13 protein-coding genes are annotated in these 20,088 nt (G+C 71.9%); 6 read left to right on the top strand and 7 right to left on the bottom strand.

Annotated features, from left to right (window positions below):
• Window positions 1-9 precede the first annotated feature (9 nt).
• Genes ACTMMA_RS00670 through pgm form a run of 4 tightly spaced genes read left to right on the top strand, consistent with a single transcriptional unit; the run spans window position 10 to window position 10,518 of the window.
• Window positions 10-2,091 carry an alpha-1,4-glucan--maltose-1-phosphate maltosyltransferase gene (locus ACTMMA_RS00670; protein WP_441188169.1) on the top strand — a complete coding sequence of 694 codons (2,082 nt, stop codon included), beginning with the start codon at window positions 10-12 and terminating at the stop codon, window positions 2,089-2,091.
• Window positions 2,092-2,095: 4 nt separating this feature from the next.
• Window positions 2,096-3,835, top strand: a complete 1,740-nt coding sequence (gene treS / locus ACTMMA_RS00665) for a maltose alpha-D-glucosyltransferase (RefSeq protein ID WP_441188168.1) — start codon at window positions 2,096-2,098, stop codon at window positions 3,833-3,835.
• Window positions 3,835-8,817, top strand: coding sequence for a 1,4-alpha-glucan branching protein GlgB (gene glgB, locus ACTMMA_RS00660; RefSeq protein WP_441188167.1), 4,983 nt, complete (start codon window positions 3,835-3,837; stop codon window positions 8,815-8,817). The genes treS and glgB overlap by 1 nt, the downstream gene beginning before the upstream one ends.
• A gap of 48 nt (window positions 8,818-8,865) precedes the next feature.
• Window positions 8,866-10,518 (top strand): phosphoglucomutase (alpha-D-glucose-1,6-bisphosphate-dependent), encoded by a 1,653-nt coding sequence (gene pgm / locus ACTMMA_RS00655; protein ID WP_441188166.1) that lies wholly within the window; start codon window positions 8,866-8,868, stop codon window positions 10,516-10,518.
• A 28-nt stretch (window positions 10,519-10,546) separates the two neighbouring features.
• Here pgm and ACTMMA_RS00650 read toward each other — a convergent pair whose 3' ends face one another.
• The 7 genes from ACTMMA_RS00650 to ACTMMA_RS00620 form a co-directional block, all read right to left on the bottom strand.
• The gene (locus ACTMMA_RS00650) at window positions 10,547-11,635 is read right to left on the bottom strand and encodes a tetratricopeptide repeat protein (RefSeq protein ID WP_441188165.1); all 1,089 of its coding nucleotides are present in this window, start codon (window positions 11,633-11,635) and stop codon (window positions 10,547-10,549) included.
• A gap of 240 nt (window positions 11,636-11,875) precedes the next feature.
• Window positions 11,876-13,111, bottom strand: coding sequence for a hypothetical protein (locus ACTMMA_RS00645; protein ID WP_441188164.1), 1,236 nt, complete (start codon window positions 13,109-13,111; stop codon window positions 11,876-11,878).
• A 36-nt stretch (window positions 13,112-13,147) separates the two neighbouring features.
• Entirely contained in the window at window positions 13,148-14,137 is a 990-nt protein-coding gene (gene pip / locus ACTMMA_RS00640; protein ID WP_441188163.1) for a prolyl aminopeptidase, read from the bottom strand.
• A 9-nt stretch (window positions 14,138-14,146) separates the two neighbouring features.
• Complete coding sequence (locus tag ACTMMA_RS00635) at window positions 14,147-14,692, bottom strand: GNAT family N-acetyltransferase (RefSeq protein ID WP_441188162.1); 546 nt, start codon at window positions 14,690-14,692, stop codon at window positions 14,147-14,149.
• On the bottom strand, window positions 14,689-15,045 hold the full coding sequence (locus tag ACTMMA_RS00630; protein WP_441188161.1) for a thiamine-binding protein: 357 nt from the start codon (window positions 15,043-15,045) through the stop codon (window positions 14,689-14,691). The genes ACTMMA_RS00635 and ACTMMA_RS00630 overlap by 4 nt, the downstream gene beginning before the upstream one ends.
• Before the next feature lie 118 nt (window positions 15,046-15,163).
• A complete protein-coding gene (locus ACTMMA_RS00625; protein ID WP_441188160.1) occupies window positions 15,164-16,372 on the bottom strand; it encodes an acetyl-CoA C-acetyltransferase in 1,209 nt (402 codons plus the stop codon).
• A gap of 72 nt (window positions 16,373-16,444) precedes the next feature.
• Window positions 16,445-17,962 carry an amidohydrolase gene (locus tag ACTMMA_RS00620; protein WP_441188159.1) on the bottom strand — a complete coding sequence of 506 codons (1,518 nt, stop codon included), beginning with the start codon at window positions 17,960-17,962 and terminating at the stop codon, window positions 16,445-16,447.
• A gap of 136 nt (window positions 17,963-18,098) precedes the next feature.
• On the opposite strand from ACTMMA_RS00620, the gene mce reads away from it, so the two are divergent.
• Window positions 18,099-18,596, top strand: coding sequence for a methylmalonyl-CoA epimerase (mce, locus tag ACTMMA_RS00615; RefSeq protein WP_441188158.1), 498 nt, complete (start codon window positions 18,099-18,101; stop codon window positions 18,594-18,596).
• Window positions 18,593-20,026 (top strand): AI-2E family transporter, encoded by a 1,434-nt coding sequence (locus tag ACTMMA_RS00610; protein ID WP_441188157.1) that lies wholly within the window; start codon window positions 18,593-18,595, stop codon window positions 20,024-20,026. The genes mce and ACTMMA_RS00610 overlap by 4 nt, the downstream gene beginning before the upstream one ends.
• Window positions 20,027-20,088: the final 62 nt, after the last annotated feature.

The following is a 20,088-nucleotide window of genomic DNA, read 5'->3' as shown; positions in this document are numbered from 1 at the left end:
GTTGAGCGCGTGACCGAGCACTCGTCCACGCCCTCGTCCCCCGACAACGCCAGCGCCCGGCCCGATCCATCGGTGCTCTCGCTCTTCGGACAGCAGCCGATCGGCCGCATCCCCGTCCTGGACGTGACCCCGATCGTCGACGGAGGTGCGCGCCCGACCAAGTCCGTGGTCGGCGAGCTCTTCACCGTCACCGCGACCGTCTTCCGCGAGGGGCACGACGCCGTCAACGCCACCGTCGTCCTCGTCGACCCCGACGACCAGGAGCACCACGTCCCGCTGCGCCAGGTCAACCCCGGGCTGGGCCTGTGGGAGGCCGAGGTCTTCGCCGACCGCGAGGGGGTATGGGGCTTCCGTGTCGAGGGGTGGTCGGACCCTTACGGCACCTGGCACCACGACGGGCCGGTGAAGGTCCGGGCCGGCGTCGACGTCGAGCTGATGCTCGAGGAGGGCGCCCGTGTCCTGGAGCGCGCCATCGACGAGGTCGAGCGCCCGGATGAGGACGTGCAGATCCTCAACGAGGCGATCACCCGGCTGCGGGCCAGCGCCCTGCCCGTCGAGGAGCGGCTGCAGGCCGGCCTGGGCCCGGACGTGGAGCGCATCCTGACGACCACGCCGCTGCGCGACCACGTCAGCGCCAGCCCGACCTATCCCTGGTGGGTGGAGCGCAAGCGCGCGCTCACCGGCGCGTGGTACGAGATCTTCCCCCGCTCCGAGGGCGCCCGGATGGACCCGGAGACCGGGCTGTGGACCACCGGCACGTTCACCACCGCCCAGGAGCGACTGCCGGCGATCGCCGGGATGGGCTTCGACGTCGTCTACCTGACGCCGGTGCACCCGATCGGCACGACCAACCGCAAGGGCAAGAACAACACGCTCACCGCAGAGGAGCACGACCCCGGCTCGCCCTACGCCATCGGCGCCGCCGAGGGTGGGCACGACGCGCTGCACCCCGAGCTGGGCGACTGGGACGACTTCGACGCCTTCGTCGCGCGCGCCGAGGCCGAGGGGCTGGAGGTGGCCCTCGACATCGCGCTCCAGGCCTCCCCGGACCACCCCTGGGCCAAGGACCACCCCGAGTTCTTCACCACCCGCGCGGACGGCACCATCGCCTACGCGGAGAACCCGCCCAAGAAGTACCAGGACATCTACCCGCTGAACTTCGACAACGCCCCGGAGACGGTCTACGCGGAGGTGCGCCGGGTGATCCAGGTGTGGATCGACCACGGTGTGAAGATCTTCCGCGTCGACAATCCGCATACCAAGCCGGTCGAGTTCTGGCAGTGGCTCATCGCCGACGTGGCCGTGGACCACCCCGAGGTCATCTGGCTCTCGGAGGCGTTCACCAAGCCGATGATGATGCGGACCCTGGCCAAGGTCGGCTTCCAGCAGTCCTACACCTACTACGCCTGGCGCAACACCGCCGACGAGCTGCGCGACTACGTCACCGAGCTGGCGACCGAGACCGCGCACTACATGCGGCCCAGCTTCTGGCCCACCACCCACGACATCCTCACCCCCTACATGCAGACCGGCGGCGTGGCCGCGCACCTGGTCCGCTCGGCCCTCGCCGCGACGCTGGTGCCGACCTACGGCATCTACACCGGCTTCGAGCACGTCGAGTCGGTCAACCGGCCCGGCGCCGAGGAGCACATCGACAACGAGAAGTACGAGTTCAAGGACCGCCGCTGGGGCGAGCTGGTCGACGGCCGGGACGACCTCACCGACTGGCTGACGATGCTCAACCGCATCCGCCGCGAGCACGCCAGCCTCGACTGGCTGCGCAACATCACCTTCCACGCCGCCGAGGACGAGAACTTCCTCGTCTTCTCCAAGCACGGGGGTGGCGGCCGGGACGCCTCGGACCGGGACACGATCCTGGTCGTGGCCAACCTCGACGTGCACCAGGTCCGCTCCACGCGCCTGCACCTGACGATGCCGGCCCTGGGGCTCGGCCTGGACTGGGGGCAGCACTTCCAGGCCCACGACCTCGTCACCGGTGCCCGCTGGACGTGGGACTCGGCGCCCTTCGTCCGTCTCGGCCCCGGCTACGGTCAGGAGCCCGTCCACATCATTCACGTCACGAGGAACTGACCACATGCGCGGACTCAACCTGCACCAGCCCGGCCTGAAGAACGACCCCGACTGGTTCCGCAAGGCGGTCTTCTACGAGGTCCTCGTGCGGGCCTTCGACGACTCGACGGGCTCGGGCTCGGGCGACTTCACCGGGCTGATCAACCGGCTGGACTACCTGCAGTGGCTCGGCGTCGACTGCCTGTGGATCCCGCCCTTCTACGCCAGCCCGCTGCGTGACGGCGGCTATGACGTGGCGGACTACACCGCGGTCCTGCCGGAGTTCGGCACCCTGCCGGACTTCCAGGAGCTGATCAGCCAGGCGCACGCGCGCGGGATCCGCATCATCACCGACCTGGTGATGAACCACACCAGCGACCAGCACCCCTGGTTCCAGGCCAGCCGGTCCGACCCCGAGGGCCCCTACGGCGACTTCTACGTGTGGTCCGACACCGACGACCGCTATGCCGACGCCCGCATCATCTTCGTCGACACCGAGACCTCCAACTGGACCTTCGACGCCGTCCGGCGCCAGTTCTTCTGGCACCGCTTCTTCTCCCACCAGCCCGACCTCAACTTCGAGAACCCCGCCGTCCAGGAGGCGATGTTCGACGTCGTCCGCTTCTGGATGGACATGGGCATCGACGGCTTCCGGCTCGACGCGGTCCCCTACCTCTTCGAGGAGGAGGGCACCAACTGCGAGAACCTCCAGCCGACCCACGACTTCCTGGCCGCCCTGCGCGCCATGGTCGACAAGGAGTACCCCGGCCGCGTGCTGCTCGCCGAGGCCAACCAGATGCCGGCCGAGGTGGTGGACTACTACGGCACCGAGGAGGCGCCGGAGTGCCACATGTGCTTCCACTTCCCGGTGATGCCGCGCCTTTACTACTCGCTGCGCGAGGAGAAGGCCGAGCCGATCATCCGCGTGATGGCCGAGACCCCGCAGATCCCCAAGGGCACCCAGTGGGGCACCTTCCTGCGCAACCACGACGAGCTCACCCTGGAGATGGTCTCGCCGGAGGAGCGCTCGGCGATGTACGGCTGGTACGCCCCCGACCCGCGTATGCGCGCCAACGTCGGCATCCGGCGCCGGCTGGCCCCGCTGCTGGACAACTCCCGCAGCGAGATCGAGCTGATCAACGCGCTGGTGCTCTCCCTGCCCGGCTCGCCCTGCCTCTACTACGGCGACGAGATCGGGATGGGCGACAACATCTGGCTCAACGACCGGGACGCGGTCCGCACGCCGATGCAGTGGACCCCCGACCGCAACGCCGGCTTCTCCACCGCCGACCCCGGCAAGCTCTACCTGCCCGTGGTGACCTCGCTGGTCTACCACTACAACAGCGTCAACGTGGAGGCCCAGATGGCCAGCAGCTCCTCGCTGCTGCACTGGACCCGCGGGATGCTGCAGGTGCGTGCGGGCCAGGAGGTCTTCGGCATCGGCGACTTCCAGATCTGCGAGGCCGACAACGACACCGTGCTCGCCTTCGTCCGGGCCCGCCCGGAGGACGAGGAGACCTCGGGCGAGCCGAACGGCCACGACGGCGTCCTCTGCGTCAACAACCTCTCCTCCCGCCCCCAGGCGGCCCGCATCCAGCTCCCGGAGCGCTTCCACGGGGCCGCGGTCCGCGACCTCTTCGGCGGCACCGGTTTCCCCGGCGTGGCAGAAGATGGGACCATCACCCTGACGCTGGGCTCCCGTTCGTTCTACTGGCTCGGCCTGACGCCGAGCGAGCCCGCCGAGGCTCCCAAGGAGGACTCCTGATGGCCACCCTCTCCCCCGGCTTCGCCGACTTCCTGCCCGAGTGGGTCGCCCGCCAGCGGTGGTACCGCGGCAAGAGCACCGGCGCCCCCACGCTGCGCCGGATCGCCTCGATCCGCTGGGAGGATCCGCTCGGTGAGGTCGGCCTGGACGACCACATCCTCGTGGACGAGTGCGGGCCCGAGCCGGTGATCTACCAGGTGCCGCTGTCCTACCGCGCCGAGCCGGTGGAGTTCATGGCCGACGCCCTGGTGGCCACGGCCGAGCACAGCGAGCTGGGCACGCGCTACATCTACGACGCGACGCACGACCCGGTCTTCGCCCAGACCCTGCTGCAGCACATGTTCGAGGAGCACGACGTGCCCTCGGCCCGCGCCCGGCGCGTGATCGCCGGTGGGCAGGCCCCGGCGCTGCGGGAGGCCCGGGTCCTCTCCGGCGAGCAGTCCAACACCTCGATCATCGTCGAGGCCCACGGGGAGACCCGCCCGGTGATCATCAAGGTCTTCCGGGTGCTCCAGGCCGGCGACAACCCCGACGTCTCGGTCGCCTCGGCCATCGCCCCCACCGGCAACCGGTCGATCCCCGGTCCGATCGGGTATGTGGAAGGTCGCTGGGAGGACGCGGACGGCGCCGAGTTCCGTGGTCACCTCGCCTTCGCCCAGGAGTTCCTCCCCGACACGCAGGACGCGTGGCGGGCTGCGGTGGACGCCGCCCGCTCCGAGGACGACTTCGCCGAGCGCGCCCGCACGCTGGGCGCCGCCACCGCCTCGGTCCACGCGGCCCTGCGGGAGAGCTTCGAGATCACCCCGGCCGACGCCTCCTCGCGCACGACCCTCCTCGACCAGATGCGCGCCCGCGCCGCGGCCGCGCTGTCCGAGGTGCCCGAGCTGGAGGCCTTCGGCGCCGACATCGACGCCGTCTACGACGAGCTGGAGCAGCTCGACCTGCCGCCGCTGCAGCGGATCCACGGCGACTACCACCTCGGTCAGGTCATCGAGGCCCCCGGACGGGGCTGGGTGCTGCTGGACTTCGAGGGTGAGCCGCTGCGGCCGCTCGCCGAGCGCAGCGCACCGGACCTGGCTCTGCGCGACGTCGCGGGCATGCTCCGGTCCTTCGACTACGCCGCTGCCACCATCGACCAGGAGGGCGGTGGCAACCGTGACTCCTGGGCGCAGGCCGCCCGGGCCGCCTTCCTCGAGGGCTACACCAGCGAGAGCGGCGAGGAGCTGGACGCCGCCGACAGCCGCCGGGTCCTCGATGCGCTCGAGCTGGACAAGGCGCTCTACGAGGTCGTCTACGAGGCCCGCAACCGTCCCGACTGGCTGCCCATCCCCGTCGGTGCTGTCCAGCGCTTGGTCGACGCGCGGCGAGGCGCCGCCGGCGTGGGCACCGGCCCCTTCCCTCCTGACGAGACCACCGGCCGCCACCGGGCGGCCGAGGAGCTCACCGGGGGACGCGCCGCGTCCGACCGGCAGAGGACCGGTGCCCCCAACGACGCCGCGGTCGGGTCCTCCTCGTCCGCCCAGGACTCGCGCCTGAAGGACCTCGACCCGGCCGTCCACGGCCCCTCGCACAACGACCCCGAGGGCAACGGCCGAGGCTCGCGCTCCGGCGCCGCCGCGGGTGCGGCGGGTGCCGCCGGCCTGGCCGCCGTCGCCGGGATGGGGGCGGCCGCCGGCTCCACCGCCGACGACACCACCGCTGGCACGGACATGGCTGACGGCGTGGACGCGGCTGACGGTGCGGGCATGGCTGACGGCGCGGACGTGGCCGACGGCGCGGACGTGGCCGACGGCGCGGACGTGGCCGACGGCCCGACCGTGCCCGATGATGCAGACCGCGACATCGACGCCGTGGTGGACGACACCTCCGCCGTGCACGCCACCCCGCCGGTGGGCGACCCCGCAGACGCGGCCCCCGACGCTGCCGACGGGTCCGTCCGCGCCTACCCGCCCGCCAGCGGGACCGCACCTCACGAGCCGATCCCTGCGCCGCGGGCGATGCTGGTCGCTCTCGACCGGCTGCGCGGCGGGTCCGGCCCCGAGGGCGACAAGCCCCTGGTGCCCGCCCCCGCCGACTCCGATGACGAGGCCGCGGCCCTGGCCGAGCTCGAGCCCGGCCGGGGCTCCGCCAGCGGCGTGGCCCCCTGGGTGACGGCCGCCACCGCGGAGAAGGCCCGCGCGCAGCGCGACCGCGCCTGGGACGAGGCCTCCTGGTCGCCGGCCGTGGTGACCGGCGCCGTCCACGAGGCCCCCACCAGCGAGGACGGCGACGACGACATGCCGACCGCCCGGGTGCGCCGCGTCAAGCTGGAGTCGCCATCGGAGCCGGCGGCACCGCATGCCCGCCCCCTCGACCTCGACGAGGCGACGGACGTGGTCTACGGGCTGCACCGCAACCCCCACAACATCCTGGGTGCGCACGCCCATCAGGGTCACGTCACCATCCGCACCGTCCAGCCCGACGCCACCAACGTCACCGTGCTGCTCGCCGACGGCAGCGAGATGCCGATGAGGCACGAGACCGGCGGGATCTGGGTCGCCGTCCTGCCCCGTGAGGACGTGCCCGTCTACCGCCTCCAGGTCGAGGAGATCGGCGGCAGCCGCATCGTCGACGAGGCCTACCGCCACGGCCCGACCCTGGGCGACATCGACCTGCACCTCTTCGGCGAGGGTCGGCACGAGGAGCTGTGGCGCGTCCTCGGCTCGCACGTGCGCACCGTCCAGGACGAGATGGGCGAGGTCACCGGCACTCACTTCGCGGTCTGGGCGCCCAACGCCCTGGCCGTGCACGTGATCGGCGACTTCAACGACTGGGACGGCGCCAGCCACGCGCTGCGGGTCCACGAGGACGTCGGAGTCTGGGAGATCTTCGTCCCCGGCGTGGGTGCGGGCGCGCACTACAAGTACGACATCACCGGCCCCGACGGCACCCGCCGCGCCAAGGCCGACCCGATGGCTCGCGCCTCGGAGGTCCCGCCGTTCAACAACTCGGTGGTCACCGTCTCCTCCCACCGCTGGAGCGAGGGCGACGCGGAGTGGATGCGCCGGCGCAGCGAGACCGACCCGCACCACGGCCCGATGAGCATCTACGAGGTCCACCTGGCCTCCTGGCGGCCCGGCCTGAAGTACGAGCAGCTGGCCGACGAGCTCGTCGACTACGTCTCCTCGATGGGTTTCACGCACGTGGAGTTCATGCCGGTCATGCAGCACCCCTACGGGCCCTCGTGGGGCTATCACGTCACCGGCTACTACGCCGTGGACGCGCGCATGGGGCACGAGGACGGCCTGCGCTATCTCATCGACCGGCTGCACGGCGCCGGCGTCGGCGTCATCCTCGACTGGGTCCCCGGCCACTTCGCCACCGACCCGTGGGCGCTGGCCCGCTTCGACGGGACGCCGGTCTACGAGCACGCCGACCCGCGCAAGGGCTGGCACCCGGAGTGGGGCTCCTACATCTTCGACTACGGCAGCCCCCAGGTGCGCAACTTCCTGGTGGCCAACGCCACCTACTGGCTCGAGGAGTTCCACGCCGACGGCCTGCGCGTCGACGGCGTCGCCTCCATGCTCTACCTGGACTACTCGCGCGAGCCGGGCCAGTGGATCCCCAACGTGCACGGCGGTCGGGAGAACCTCGAGGCCGTCTCGCTGCTCCAGGAGACCAACGCCACCGCCTACCGCCGCAACCCCGGCGTGATGATGATCGCCGAGGAGTCGACCTCCTGGCCGGGCGTCACCAAGGGCACCGACGAGGGCGGTCTGGGCTTCGGCTTCAAGTGGAACATGGGCTGGATGCACGACACGCTCGGCTATCTCGCCCTGGACCCCTACGCCCGGGCGCGCAGCCACCACGCGCTGACCTTCTCCATCGTCTACGCCTACAGCGAGAAGTACATCCTGCCGATCAGCCACGACGAGGTCGTGCACGGCAAGGGCTCGCTGGTGCGCAAGATGGCCGGCAACCCCTGGCAGAAGTTCGCCACGACGCGGGCCTTCCTGGCCTACCAGTGGAGCCACCCGGGCAAGCAGCTGCTGTTCATGGGCTCGGAGTTCGGGCAGGCGCGGGAGTGGGCCGACGGCGGCTCGCTGGAGTGGGAGCTGCTGGAGCAGCCGCACCACGCCGGCGTGCAGAGCCTGGTCAAGGACCTCAACCGGCTCTACCACGAGCTCCCCTCGCTGTGGGAGATCGACCACCACGAGCACGGCTTCACCTGGCTGGACGCCAACGACGCCGGCCGCAACACCTACTCCTACCTGCGCTGGGGCAACGAGGGCGAGGACGGGCTGCGCCCGGTCGTGGCCGTCATCGTCAACTTCAGCGGCCAGACCCAGGACCAGGTGCACGTCGGCCTGCCCTACGGCGGTCGCTGGCGCGAGGTCCTCAACACCGACGCCGAGCAGTACGGCGGCTCGGGCGTGGGCAACATGGGCCACGTCACGGCCTACGACTACGAGCACCACCACCAGCCCTTCTCGGCACTGGTGACCGTGCCGCCGCTGGGTGCCGTCTGGCTGGTGCCGGACCCCGAGGTGGTCGAGGCTGCGGTCGAGGACGAGGCCGCGGGTGCCGTCGGACCGGACGAGGTCCCCGCCGAGGACGCGATGGCCGAGACCCTCACCGACGTCGACCCCGCGGCCCTGCCGCCGCTGGCGGAGTCGGAGACGGCCGAGCAGGACGTCACCGAGGTCGAGGCCGAGGAGTTCGAGGAGCTCGAGGACGACGCCGACCCCGGTCAGGTCTCGGAGGTCTCCAGCCTCGCGGCGGTCGCCGACGGCACCGACCTGACGGCCGAGGTCGCCCCGACGACACTCGAGGACACCGACACCGCCGGGGCTCTCGACCGTGACCAGGTCGGGGCCGCAGACGGCGACCTCGACGCCCGGCCCGAGGTGCCCGGGGACGGCGACGGCGAGGACGACAGCGATCGCGACGGCCACCGCGAGGACGACGACGATCACGTGCCGCCGCGCACCGAACGCGACTGACACCCCATACCCCCCCTCCGGAACCAGGACGAGACCAAGGAGACGCAGATGGCGCACCCGCGCGCAGGACAGCCGGCACGACCCGAGGACCTGATCGACGTGGAGGCGCTGCTGGCCGCCTACACCGAGATCGTCCCGGACCCGCAGGTCGTGGACCAGCAGGTCGCCTTCGGCACCTCCGGCCACCGCGGCAGCGCGCTGGACGGGGCGTTCAACGAGCACCACATCCTGGCGACCACCCAGGCCATCTGCGACTACCGGAGGGAGCAGGGCACCGACGGGCCGCTCTTCCTGGGCCGCGACACCCACGCCCTGTCCGAGCCCGCGTGGCGCAGCGCCCTGGAGGTGTTGGTCGCCAACGGCGTCGACGTGCGGATCGACAGCGGTGACGGCTACACGCCGACCCCGGCGGTGTCCCGAGCCATCCTGCAGCACAACCGGGAGACCGAGGGCGCCGTGGGTGAGGCGGACGGCATCGTCGTGACGCCGTCGCACAACCCGCCGCGCGACGGTGGCTTCAAGTACAACCCGCCCCACGGCGGCCCTGCCGACACTGACGCGACCGGCTGGATCGCCGACCGTGCCAACGAGCTGCTGCGGGCCGGGCTGGAGGGGGTGCAGCGGGTGCCCGTGGAGGAGGCGCTGCAGAAGGCGGCGCGCTACGACTTCATGGGTGAGTACGTCCGCGCGCTCCCCCGCGTCATCGACCTCGACGCCATCCGGCAGGCCGGCGTGCGGATCGGCGCCGACCCGCTGGGTGGGGCCGCGGTCGACTACTGGCAGGCGATCGCCGACGAGCACGGGCTCGACCTGACCGTCGTCAACCCCGAGGTCGACCCGACCTGGCGCTTCATGACGCTGGACTGGGACGGCAAGATCCGGATGGACTGCTCCTCGGCCGACGCGATGGCCTCGCTGATCGCCGCCATGGAGGGCGACGCCGGCTACGACGTGGCCACGGGCAACGACGCGGACGCCGACCGGCACGGGATCGTCACGCCGGACGGCGGCCTGATGAACCCCAACCACTACCTGGCCGTGGCGATCGACTATCTCTATGGCGGGGCACGCCCGGAATGGCCGGCCGGCACCGCGATCGGCAAGACGCTCGTGTCCTCGTCGATGATCGACCGGGTCGCCGGCGCGCTGGACGCCGAGCTGGTCGAGGTCCCCGTGGGCTTCAAGTGGTTCGTCCCCGGCCTGATGGACGGCTCGATCGCCTTCGGCGGCGAGGAGTCCGCCGGCGCCTCCTTCCTGTGCCGGGACGGCTCGGTCTGGTCCACCGACAAGGACGGGCTCATCCTGTGCCTGCTCGCCAGCGAGATCATCGCCCGGACGGGCAAGACGCCTTCCCAGCGGTATGCGGAACTCGTCGCCGAGCACGGGGAACCGGCCTACGCCCGGATCGACGCCCCGGCCGACCGGGAGCAGAAGGCCAAGCTGAAGAAGCTGTCCGCCTCGGACGTCACGGCGAAGGAGATCGCCGGAGAGCCGATCACGGCGGTCCTGACCGAGGCACCCGGCAACGGGGCTGCCATCGGTGGGCTGAAGGTGACGACCGCCAGCGCGTGGTTCGCCGCTCGTCCGTCCGGGACCGAGGACGTCTACAAGATCTACGCCGAGTCCTTCCAGGGGCCGGAGCACCTGGCGCAGGTGCAGGCCGAGGCGCAGCAGCTCGTCGACGCCGCGCTGGCCGGCTGAGGGGCGCGCTGCCCAGGACGCCCTCAGGTCAGAAGAGGGCGCTCATCAGCGACGAGCGGGCCTTCTGGACCCGCGGGTCGTGGGCACCGATGACCTCGAAGAGCTCCAGCAGGTGGGTGCGGGCGGCGTCCCTGTCGTCACCGGTGGTGCGGCGGACGGTGTCGATGAGGCGGAGGAGACCGTCCTCGACGTGGCCGCCCACGAGGTCGACGTCGGCGGCCTTGATCTGGGCCTGGACGTCGGAGGGGTCCGAGGCTGCGGCCTGCCGCACGGCCGCGAGGTCGAGCTGGCTGGTGCGCTCCAGCAGCCTGACCTGGCCCAGGCCGAGGCGGGCCATCTCGTCGGACGGGTCGGCGGCGAGCGCCTGCTCGTAGGCGGAGATCGCCCCGGCCCAGTCCCCGGCCTCGATGGCCTCGTAGGCCTGCTGGTGCAGCGGCGGGAGCTCCGGCTCGGCATCCGCCGCACCCGCCCCGGACCCGTCGCCGCCGGCAGCGCCCCCGCCGGCCGCGTCGCCGCTCACGTCCACCCGCCCGGTGATCGCGTTCGTGACCGCAGCCTCGAGGAACTTCTCCAGCAGCGCGTCGACCTGCGTCATGTCCTGCACACCCAGGTAGAAGGGCATCGGCTGGCCCGCCATCAGGCCCATGACCACCGGGAGCGCGGTGACCTGGCCGAAGGTCTGCTGCAGGATCGGGGTGAGCGCCTGCATGATCCCGGGGTTGGCGCCCAGGTCGACCCCCACCACCTGGAAACGGCCCTCCTTGGCCACCGCAGCCTGGGCGAGCTCCCGCAGGTGCTGCACCGACTCGGGAGCCTGGGGCGTCCAGAGCACCAGGACCATCGGGGTGGTCATGCTCGCGTTGACCACGCTCTCGAAGGTGGCATCGCCCGCGTGCACCAGGGCCCCGGACTGGCCAGGGACCCCGCCCTCACCGCCCGGGGCAGGGCCCGAGGCGCCAGGGCCGCCCGGCGTCCCAGGCGTCGCCCCAGAACCGCCCGAGGTGGGTGAGGAGGCTGAGGCGGGAGACTGCATACCCTGCTGGCCGGGTCGACCGCGCAGACCGGAGAGGTCGACGGCGCCGCGGAGGGCGGCGGGGGTGAAGGGCTGCTGGGACATGGAGGCTCCTCAGGAGTCGGTGGGGCTGGCGGAAGGGGCCGCAGAAACAGACTAGGCGGTCCGGGCAGACCCGAGGTCGGGCGGCCCGAGTTGGGGCGGCCCGGACAGACCCGAGGTCGGGCGGCGCGGACAGGCAGGCCACGTTGATCGTGGGGCCTGAACGGCCCTACGGGTTTGCTCGCTGACAGCGAGCAAACCCGTAGGGCGCGAAGAGCAGGGTCTTCGGAGGGAGGCGGAGGGTCAGTTGCCCTTGGCGGAGACGAGCTGCTCGCGGGCGGCCAGCATCTCCGGCTTGAAGTCCTTCTCCGCGGAGGGCACGTGCAGGACGGTGAAGACATAGGTCTCCATCACCGCCTGGTCGGTGATCTCGTCGTCGCCGGAGAGCACCTGGTAGGCCTCGGGCGGGGTCAGGATGCTGCCCGGCTTCACGTCGAAGGTGGTGTGCCGCTTGAGGGTCGCGAAGAGCAGCGCCGAACCGTCCTCCAGCACGAGCGTGCGGGTGTCGTCGGTGAACATCCAGTTGTTCTCACGCAGCGAGGCCTGGTCCGCGACGGCCTCGGCCTGCTCCTTGGCGGCCTTGCGCACCACCTCGGCGTAGCCGTTCGTCTCGACCTTCAGCTTGCCCTCGCCCCGGGGCCAGTTGATGTGGGGCAGCAGCATGCGCAGGCTGTCACGGGCCGAGCGCGCCAAGTCCCCGGCCTCGCGGGTGCCGGTGATGACGGGCGTGCCCACAGACCTCCGGTCGAAGCTCGGGATCTCGGTGCCCGGCAGCATCGGGGCCTCCCAGATGATCCGGAAGTCCTTGGCCTTGCCCGAGAGGCTCTCCATAAGGTGGAGCACCGGGACGCCGTCCTTGTCGGGCACGGTCTGCACCAGCATCAAGGTGGTGGGGTCCTCGTCGGCGCGGCTGATGGCGAGCACGTTGGGCTCCGCGGCCTTCTTCGCCTTGGCCTCCGGGGACTTGCCGAAGACCTCCTCCAGCTTGAACGCTGCGACGCCGGCGACCCGGTTGGTGCGGGCGGCGGAGCGCTTGTAGTACTCGCGCGCGGAGTCGCCCTTCTTGGCCTTCAGCGCCTTGAGGCGGGTCTCCAGGGTCGAGGCCGCGATCTCCTCGGCCTCGGCGAGCGTGAAGTCGGCCTGACCGGCTCCCCCGGCCACCTCGGTCGAGCTCGCGTCGTCACCCGCACCTGCCGTGGAGGACGCCTCGTCCCCGGCGTCGCTGGTCGCACCGGCTTCGTCGCCCGCCGCGCCCGTGGAGGCCGCGTCGTCGGTGGAGGCGGCGTCGTCCGAAGCAGCCCCGTCCTCGGTGGCGCCGACGACGTCGCCGGAGGCCTCGGACCCCGCGTCGGAAGAGGTCGTCGGGGTCGTGGACGAGGTGCCCGAGGCACCGCTGTCGGGGTCGTCGCCGCCGCTGCAGGCGGACAGGACGAGCGCCGCCGACAGGGTGGCAGCCAGGGTCGCGCGCGAAAACTTCATAACAAAACGGTAAACATTACCTGCGCGGAGGCCAAATCAGCGTTCTCCCAGGCTCCCGGCGAAACGGTCGGTCGCGCGCACCAGAGCGTCCAGGGTGCCGGGCTCGGAGAAGGCGTGCCCCGCGTCGGGCACGACGACGAACTCGGCCTCAGGCAGCCGCGCCGCGAGGTCGAAGGCGGTGCGCGCCGGGGTGCACATGTCGAGCCGCCCCTGCACGATCACGGTCGGGATGTGGGCGATCCGGTCGACCTCGTCGAGCAGCTGCCCCTCCCGCATGAAGCCACCGTTGACGAAGAAGTGGTTCTCGATGCGGGCGAAGGACATGGCCTGGGCGTCCTCGGTGGCCTTGGCATAGCCCTCGTCGTCGGGCAGCACCGTGATGATCCGCGACTCCCAGCCGCTCCAGGCCTTGCCCGCCGGCAGGTGCACCGCGGGGTCGGCGTCGAAGAGCAGCTCGTGATAGGCGATCTGCATCTCGTGGCGTCGCTCGGGGGCGACGGGAGCGACATACCGCTCCCAGAGGTCGGGGTAGACGTTCTCCAGGTGGCCGCGCTCGTACATCCACTCCAGCTCGAACCTGCGCAGCGTGAAGATCCCGCGCAGGACCAGCTCGGTGACGCGCTCCGGGTGCGCCTGGGCGTAGGCGAGCGAGAGGCACGAGCCCCACGAGCCGCCGAAGACCTGCCAGCGATCGATGCCGAGGTGCTCGCGGATGAGCTCCATGTCGGTCACGAGGTGGGCGGTGGTGTTGGTGGCCCACACGTCGGGATCGACGGTCGTCGAGGCGTGGGGGGTGGACCGGCCGGCCATCCGCTGGTCGAACAGGACGATCCGGTAGCGCTCGGGGTCGAAGACCCGACGCTGCTTGGGCGAGGTGCCGCTGCCGGGGCCGCCGTGCACGAAGACGACCGGCTTGCCCTCGGGGTTGCCGGACTGCTCGACGTAGAGCTCGTGCCCGTCGCCCACGGGCAGCATCTCGGTCCGGTAGGGCTCGATCTCGGGGTAGAAGGTCCTCAGCTCGCTCACGCCCAGACCTTAGCCGCGCACCATCCTGACCTCGACGACCCCGTCGTGCTGGTCGCTCGACTCGGTCCCGTCGAGGGCGAAGCCGTTGCGCTCGTAGAAGCGGATCGCCCGCCCGTTGCCCTTGGCGACCCACAGGTAGGCCGCCCCCTGCCCGAGCCCCTCGTCCATGAGGCGCTGGGCGATCCCGGTCCCGTGGTGGTCGGGGTGCACGTTGAGGGCGTAGAGCTGGTGGTCACGCGGTCGGTCGTCATCGCGCCCCGGCCCGAAGAAGATGAACGCGACCGGCTCCTCCCCGAGGGTGGCGACCCAGAAGCCGCGCCCGTCGTCGGGGATCGTCCCCTCGTCGTAGCCGCTGCCCACGGCCATCCAGGTGCTCGCGAAGCTGGACGGCTCCAGCGAGTCCACCACCTCGTCGTCCATCAGCCCGCGGTAGGTGGCCCGCCAGACCTCGCAGTGGAGGGTGGAGAAGGGCACCGTGTCCGAGCGGGTCGGACGGCGGATCAGGTATGCGGCAGCTCCCGGGCGCTCCTGCGCCTCACCGGCGGCGGGGCTCACCGGGGCACCTCGGCGGCGTCCAAGCTCGGGTGGGCTTCCTGGTCGACGTCCGGACGGGCGTCCAGGTGGGCGCGGACCCGGTCGACCTTGGCGGTCAGCTGGCCGGTGTGCCCGGGGCGCAGGTCGGCCTTGAGCACCAGCGAGACGCGCGGGCCGTGGGCGGCCACGGCGTCGCAGGCTGCCTTGATGACCGGCATCACCTCGTCCCACTCCCCCTCGATCGTGGTGAACATCGAGGTCAGCTCGTAGGGCAGGCCGGAGTCCCGCACGACCCGGAGGGCGTCGGCGACGGCCTCGCTGACGCCTCCGGAGTCGTCGGAGGAGGACGGTGCGACGGAGAAGGCGAAGAGCATGGCCCCACGGTAGCGAGCATCGGTGACAGGGTGGGCCACCCGCACCGGGAAAGGGTGAGGGGTGCACCCGGGCGGGTGCACCCCATACCGTGGAGAACCGGAGGAACTCCGGCGAGGATCAGGCCTGCTGGGCCGGGACGCGCACGATCAGGGCGTCACCCTGACCGCCGCCGCCGCAGAGGGCGGCCGCGCCCACGCCGCCGCCGCGGCGCTGCAGCTCGAGGGCGAGGTGCAGCAGGATGCGGGCGCCGGACATGCCGATGGGGTGGCCCATGGCGATCGCGCCGCCGTTGACGTTGACGCGCTCGGGGTCGACGCCGAGCTCCTTGGTGGAGGCCAGGCCGACCGCGGCGAAGGCCTCGTTGATCTCGATGAGGTCGAGGTCGGTGGGCTCGATGCCCTCCTTGGCGCAGGCCTTGCGGATCGCGTTGGCCGGCTGGCTCTGGAGGGAGGAGTCGGGGCCGGAGACGATGCCGTGGGCGCCGATCTCGGCGAGCCAGGTCAGACCCAGCTCCTCCGCCTTGGCCTTGCTCATCACGACCACGGCGCAGGCGCCGTCGGAGATCTGGGAGGCCGAGCCGGCGGTGATGGTGCCGTCCTTGGAGAAGGCCGGACGTAGCTTGCCCAGCGACTCGGTGGTGGTCTCGGCGCGGATGCCCTCGTCGGCCTTGAAGGAGACCGGGTCGCCCTTGCGCTGCGGGATGTCGACGGCGACGACCTCGTCGTCGAAGAGGCCCTTCTCCCACGCGGCGGCGGCCAGCTGATGGCTGCGGGCGGCGAAGGCGTCCTGCTCCTCGCGGGTGAACTCGGCATCACCGGTGTTGGCCGACTCGGTCAGGTTGCCCATGGCCTGGTCGGTGAAGGCGTCCCAGAGACCGTCGAAGGCCATGTGGTCGCGCATGGTGACGTCGCCGTACTTGAAGCCGCCGCGGGACTTCTCGAGCAGGTGGGGGGCCTGGCTCATGGACTCCTGGCCGCCGGCCACCACGACGTCGACCTCACCGGCGCGGATGAGCTGGTCGGCCAGGGCGATCGCGTCGACGCCGGAGAGGCAGACCTTGTTGATCGTCAGGGCGGGGACGTCCATCGGGATGCCACCGGCGACCGCGGCCTGGCGGGCGGGGATCTGGCCGGCGCCGGCGGTGAGGACCTGACCCATGATCACGTAGTCGACCTGGTCGCCGGTGATGCCGGCCTTCTCCAGGGCACCCTTGATGGCGAAGCCGCCCAGCTCTGCGCCGGTGAAGCCGGACAGGCTGCCCAGCAGGCGGCCCATCGGGGTGCGGGCCCCGGCGACGAGGACGGAAGTGGTGGGGTCGGTGCTCATGGGTGCTGCGCCTCCAGCGTCGATGGTGGGTCTAGCGATCTGATCCCACTCTAGACCCCGCCACCGACCCGCTCAGAGGCCGTCGGAGTGCACGACCCGACCGTCGATCACGGTGGCCGCGACGTGCGTCCGGAGCAGGTGCGCGGCCCGTTCGGCCGAGCCCGTCCCCGCAGGTGAGTAGGGTTCGCCGTCGACCAGGACGAGGTCGCCCCGACCCCCTGCGACGAGCCGCTGGCCGTCCACGGAGGCGGCGAGCGCCTCGCGCACGGTCAGCTCCTGCTCGGGGTGCCAGCTGTCCTCGCCGACCGGCCCCCGGTGCACCGCGGCGGCCATCGCCAGCCACGGGTCGAGCGGGGAGACGGGGGCGTCCGACCCGAGCGCCAGCTCGATCCCGTGGTCGAGGAGGCTGCGCAGGGCGAAGGTGCGCCCGGTGCGGTCCGGCCAGCACCGCTCGGTCACCGTCCGGTCGTCCAGCAGGTGGGCGGGCTGGACGCTGGCGCGGACCGGCAGCCGCGCCCAGCGTCGCAGGTCCTCGGTGTCCACCAGCTGGGCGTGCTCGATGCCGCCGTGGGCGCCGGTCGCCTCGAAGGCCTCCAGCGCCTGCCTCGTGGCGGCGTCGCCGATGGCGTGGATGGCCATGTAGAGGCCGGCCCCGTGCGCGGTGGCCATCGCCTCGCGCAGCTCCTCCCCGCTCAGGTTGGGGGCGCCGTGCGGATGTTCCAGGAGATGGGCGTCGGCGTAGGGCTGGCAGCACCATGCCGTCCTGGTGTTGAGCGAGCCGTCGGAGATCACCTTGAACGGACCGAGCGTCACCAGGCCGCGCGTGCCGGAGACGACGTCTCCGCTGCGGGCCCCGGCCGCGAGGACCTCGTCCAGACCCTCGGGGTAGACGCCGACCCGGGCCCGGACCTGCGGCATCCCCTCCTCTTTGCGCTCGCGCCACTGCGCCCACGGCCGCCCGAACTCCAGGTCGGTGATCCCCACGATGCCTCGGCGGTGCGCCGCGCGGATGGCCTCGGCGACCCCCGCCTCGCCCTCCTCCTGGGCTCCGGGGAGGCGGCTGAGGCGGTCGTAGGTCGCGAACCACGGCCCCTCGGCGATCACCCCCTCCGTCGGCGGGGCGTCGAGGAGCTGGAGCGCGGGGGTGTTGAGCCAGCCGTGGTGGCCGTCCCCGCTGATGAGGACCACGGGGACCTGGGTGGTCACGTCGTCGAGCGCGGCCACCGTGGGCTGCAGCGGCCAGGTGGCGCACCGGTGGCCCCAACCGGTGATCACCCCGGTCGGCGGGAGGGGCCGGGTCAGCCGCTCGCGCACCAGGTCCTGCACCTCGGCGACCGACGCCGCGGGGGCGGTGTCGAGGCGCGAGGTGGACAGTCCCCACTGGGTCATGTGCACGTGGTGGTCCCACAGCCCCGGCATGGCCCAGCGGCCACCGGCGTCCAGCTCCGGTATGCCGTCACGCGCCTCGATCTGCTCCCCCACCTCCTCGAGGGTCCCGTCGACGATCAGCAGGTCGAGCGGGCGCGCGTCGGGCGCCGGGGCCGCGTCGAGGGGCACGATCCGCGCGGAGCGGACGAGCAGGTCTGTCATGAGCGCACGGTAACCCGACGGTGGTGGGGTGGTCCGTGAGGCCGGACCGGTGGCGGACCCGTGTGGTGGCGGGACCGGTGGGGCCGGACCGATGTGTGCGGGCGCCGATGTCGGCGCTCGGATCTAGGCTGGGGCCATGAGCGAGACGCCCCGCAGCATCGACGGTCCCGACGGCCAGGCCGTCGGCGACGACCTCGGCCCCTTCCTGCTGACCATCGACCACGTCGGCATCGCCGTCCCGGACCTGGACGCCGCGATCGCCTTCCACGAGCAGGTCCTGGGCAACCGCCTGGTCCACGAGGAGACGAACGCCGAGCAGGGCGTGCGCGAGGCGATGATCGCCGTCGGGCAGGCCGAGCCGCACGGCGGCGACGGTGCCGCCATGATCCAGCTGCTGGCACCGACCGGTCCCGAGTCGACGATCGCCAAGTTCATCGACCGCAACGGCCCCGGCCTGCAGCAGCTGGCCTACCGGGTCAGCGACGTGCGTGCCGCGAGCGACCTGCTGCGCTCGCGCGGGCTGCGGCTCCTCTACGACGAGCCGCGCCGGGGCACCGCCGGCTCACTCATCAACTTCATCCACCCCAAGGACGCCGGCGGCGTGCTCGTGGAGCTGGTGGAGCCGGCCGGGTGACCCAGCGCAGCACCGGGCGTGACCGCGCCAGCTCGGGCCGCCAGGCCAAGGGCTCGCGCGGGCTGGGCACTGCCCGGATGCTGCGGCGCCTGCGGCCGCGCAACGTCCCGACCGCCGGCCGCCGGGCCGTGCAGTCCTGGCAGAACTACCGCGAGCGCCAGCTGACCCTGCTGGCCGAGAGCAACCGCCTGCAGCGCGAGCTGCTGGACTCCAGCCACCCGATGCACGTGCACGTGGCGTCGGCGCAGCCCGCCCGGACCGAGCACGGCGGGACCGTTGGCGGGAGCGTCGGTGGGAGCGTCGGGCCCGACCAGACGGTGAGCCTGGAGCGGCGGGCCGAGGACGCCGCCGAGCCGCGACGAGCGGACGGGCCCGAGCCCGAGCCGCGGTCGATGGCCCTGGTCTCCCCCTTCTACATCGGGTTCACCTTCGCCCTGGGCGCGCTGCTGGCCTGGCTGCTGGTGCAGAACCTCACCCGGCTGACCTCGATCTTCACCTTCATGCTCGTGGCGCTCTTCGTCACGCTGGCCCTGGAGCCGATCGTGCGGTGGCTGACCCGGCGCGGGATGGGCAGACCGGCCGCGGTCGGGCTCGTCTTCCTGGGGCTGATCGGCACCGTCACGGCGGTGCTGCTGCTCATCGTCCCGCCGATCGCCGCGCAGGCGACCTCGCTGATCGAGCGGACCCCGGGTTATCTGCGGGATCTCGGCGACGCGCCCTGGTTCAACGAGCTCGACGCGCAGTACGGCCTCTCCGAGCGCCTCATCCAGGAGGCCGACCGGCTCGCGACCGACAAGGACACCATCGCCACGGTCTTCGGCGGCGTGCTCGGCGCGGCCGGCTGGGTCGCCGGCAGCCTCGTGGGGGTCCTGACCTCGTTCATCCTGACCCTCTACCTGCTGGCCACCCTCCCCACGACCAAGGACGCCGCATACCGCCTCGTGCCGTTGAGCCGCCGACCGCGCGTGGTGACGTTGGCCGAGGAGATCATGCACCGCGTGGGCGGCTACGCCCTCGGGCAGGGAGCGGTGGCCTCCATCAACGCGCTGTGCTCGTGGATCGCGATGCAGCTGCTGGGCATCCCTTACTCGGCGATGCTCGCCGTCCTGGTCGGCCTGCTCGGGCTCATCCCGATGGTGGGCGCCACGCTGGGCGCCATCATCGTGGCCCTCGCAGGTCTGACGGTGAGCACGACGACCGCCCTGATCGTGCTCGTCTACTACGTGATCTACCAGCAGGTGGAGAACTATGTCATCGTCCCGACGATCATGCGCCGCACCGTCTCCGTGCCCGGCGCCGTGACCGTCGTGGCCGTCCTGGCCGGCGGCACCCTTCTCGGCGTCTTCGGTGCGCTCATCGCCATCCCCGTCGCCGCCGGACTGCTGCTGATCTATCACGAGGTGCTCGTCCCCCGCCAGAACGCCCTGTGATGGCGACCGACGGCACGGTCTGCTCCCCACCGACGACACGCTCTGCTTCCGACCGACGACAC

The organism is Ornithinimicrobium panacihumi (assembly GCF_052073805.1).
In the GTDB taxonomy this organism is placed as follows: domain Bacteria; phylum Actinomycetota; class Actinomycetes; order Actinomycetales; family Dermatophilaceae; genus Ornithinicoccus; species Ornithinicoccus panacihumi.
The sequence above is the reverse complement of the archived record's forward strand: the minus strand, read 5'-3'. Positions and strand labels throughout refer to the sequence as shown.

Bases quoted from the DNA above. Each gene is read 5' to 3' on its own strand.
- treS (WP_441188168.1), top strand. From the start codon at position 2,096: ATGCGCGGACTCAACCTGCACCAGCCCGGCCTGAAGAACGACCCCGAC.
- glgB (WP_441188167.1), top strand. From the start codon at position 3,835: ATGGCCACCCTCTCCCCCGGCTTCGCCGACTTCCTGCCCGAGTGGGTC.
- pgm (WP_441188166.1), top strand. From the start codon at position 8,866: ATGGCGCACCCGCGCGCAGGACAGCCGGCACGACCCGAGGACCTGATC.
- ACTMMA_RS00650 (WP_441188165.1), bottom strand. From the start codon at position 11,635: ATGTCCCAGCAGCCCTTCACCCCCGCCGCCCTCCGCGGCGCCGTCGAC.
- ACTMMA_RS00645 (WP_441188164.1), bottom strand. From the start codon at position 13,111: ATGAAGTTTTCGCGCGCGACCCTGGCTGCCACCCTGTCGGCGGCGCTC.
- ACTMMA_RS00630 (WP_441188161.1), bottom strand. From the start codon at position 15,045: ATGCTCTTCGCCTTCTCCGTCGCACCGTCCTCCTCCGACGACTCCGGA.
- ACTMMA_RS00625 (WP_441188160.1), bottom strand. From the start codon at position 16,372: ATGAGCACCGACCCCACCACTTCCGTCCTCGTCGCCGGGGCCCGCACC.
- ACTMMA_RS00620 (WP_441188159.1), bottom strand. From the start codon at position 17,962: ATGACAGACCTGCTCGTCCGCTCCGCGCGGATCGTGCCCCTCGACGCG.
- mce (WP_441188158.1), top strand. From the start codon at position 18,099: ATGAGCGAGACGCCCCGCAGCATCGACGGTCCCGACGGCCAGGCCGTC.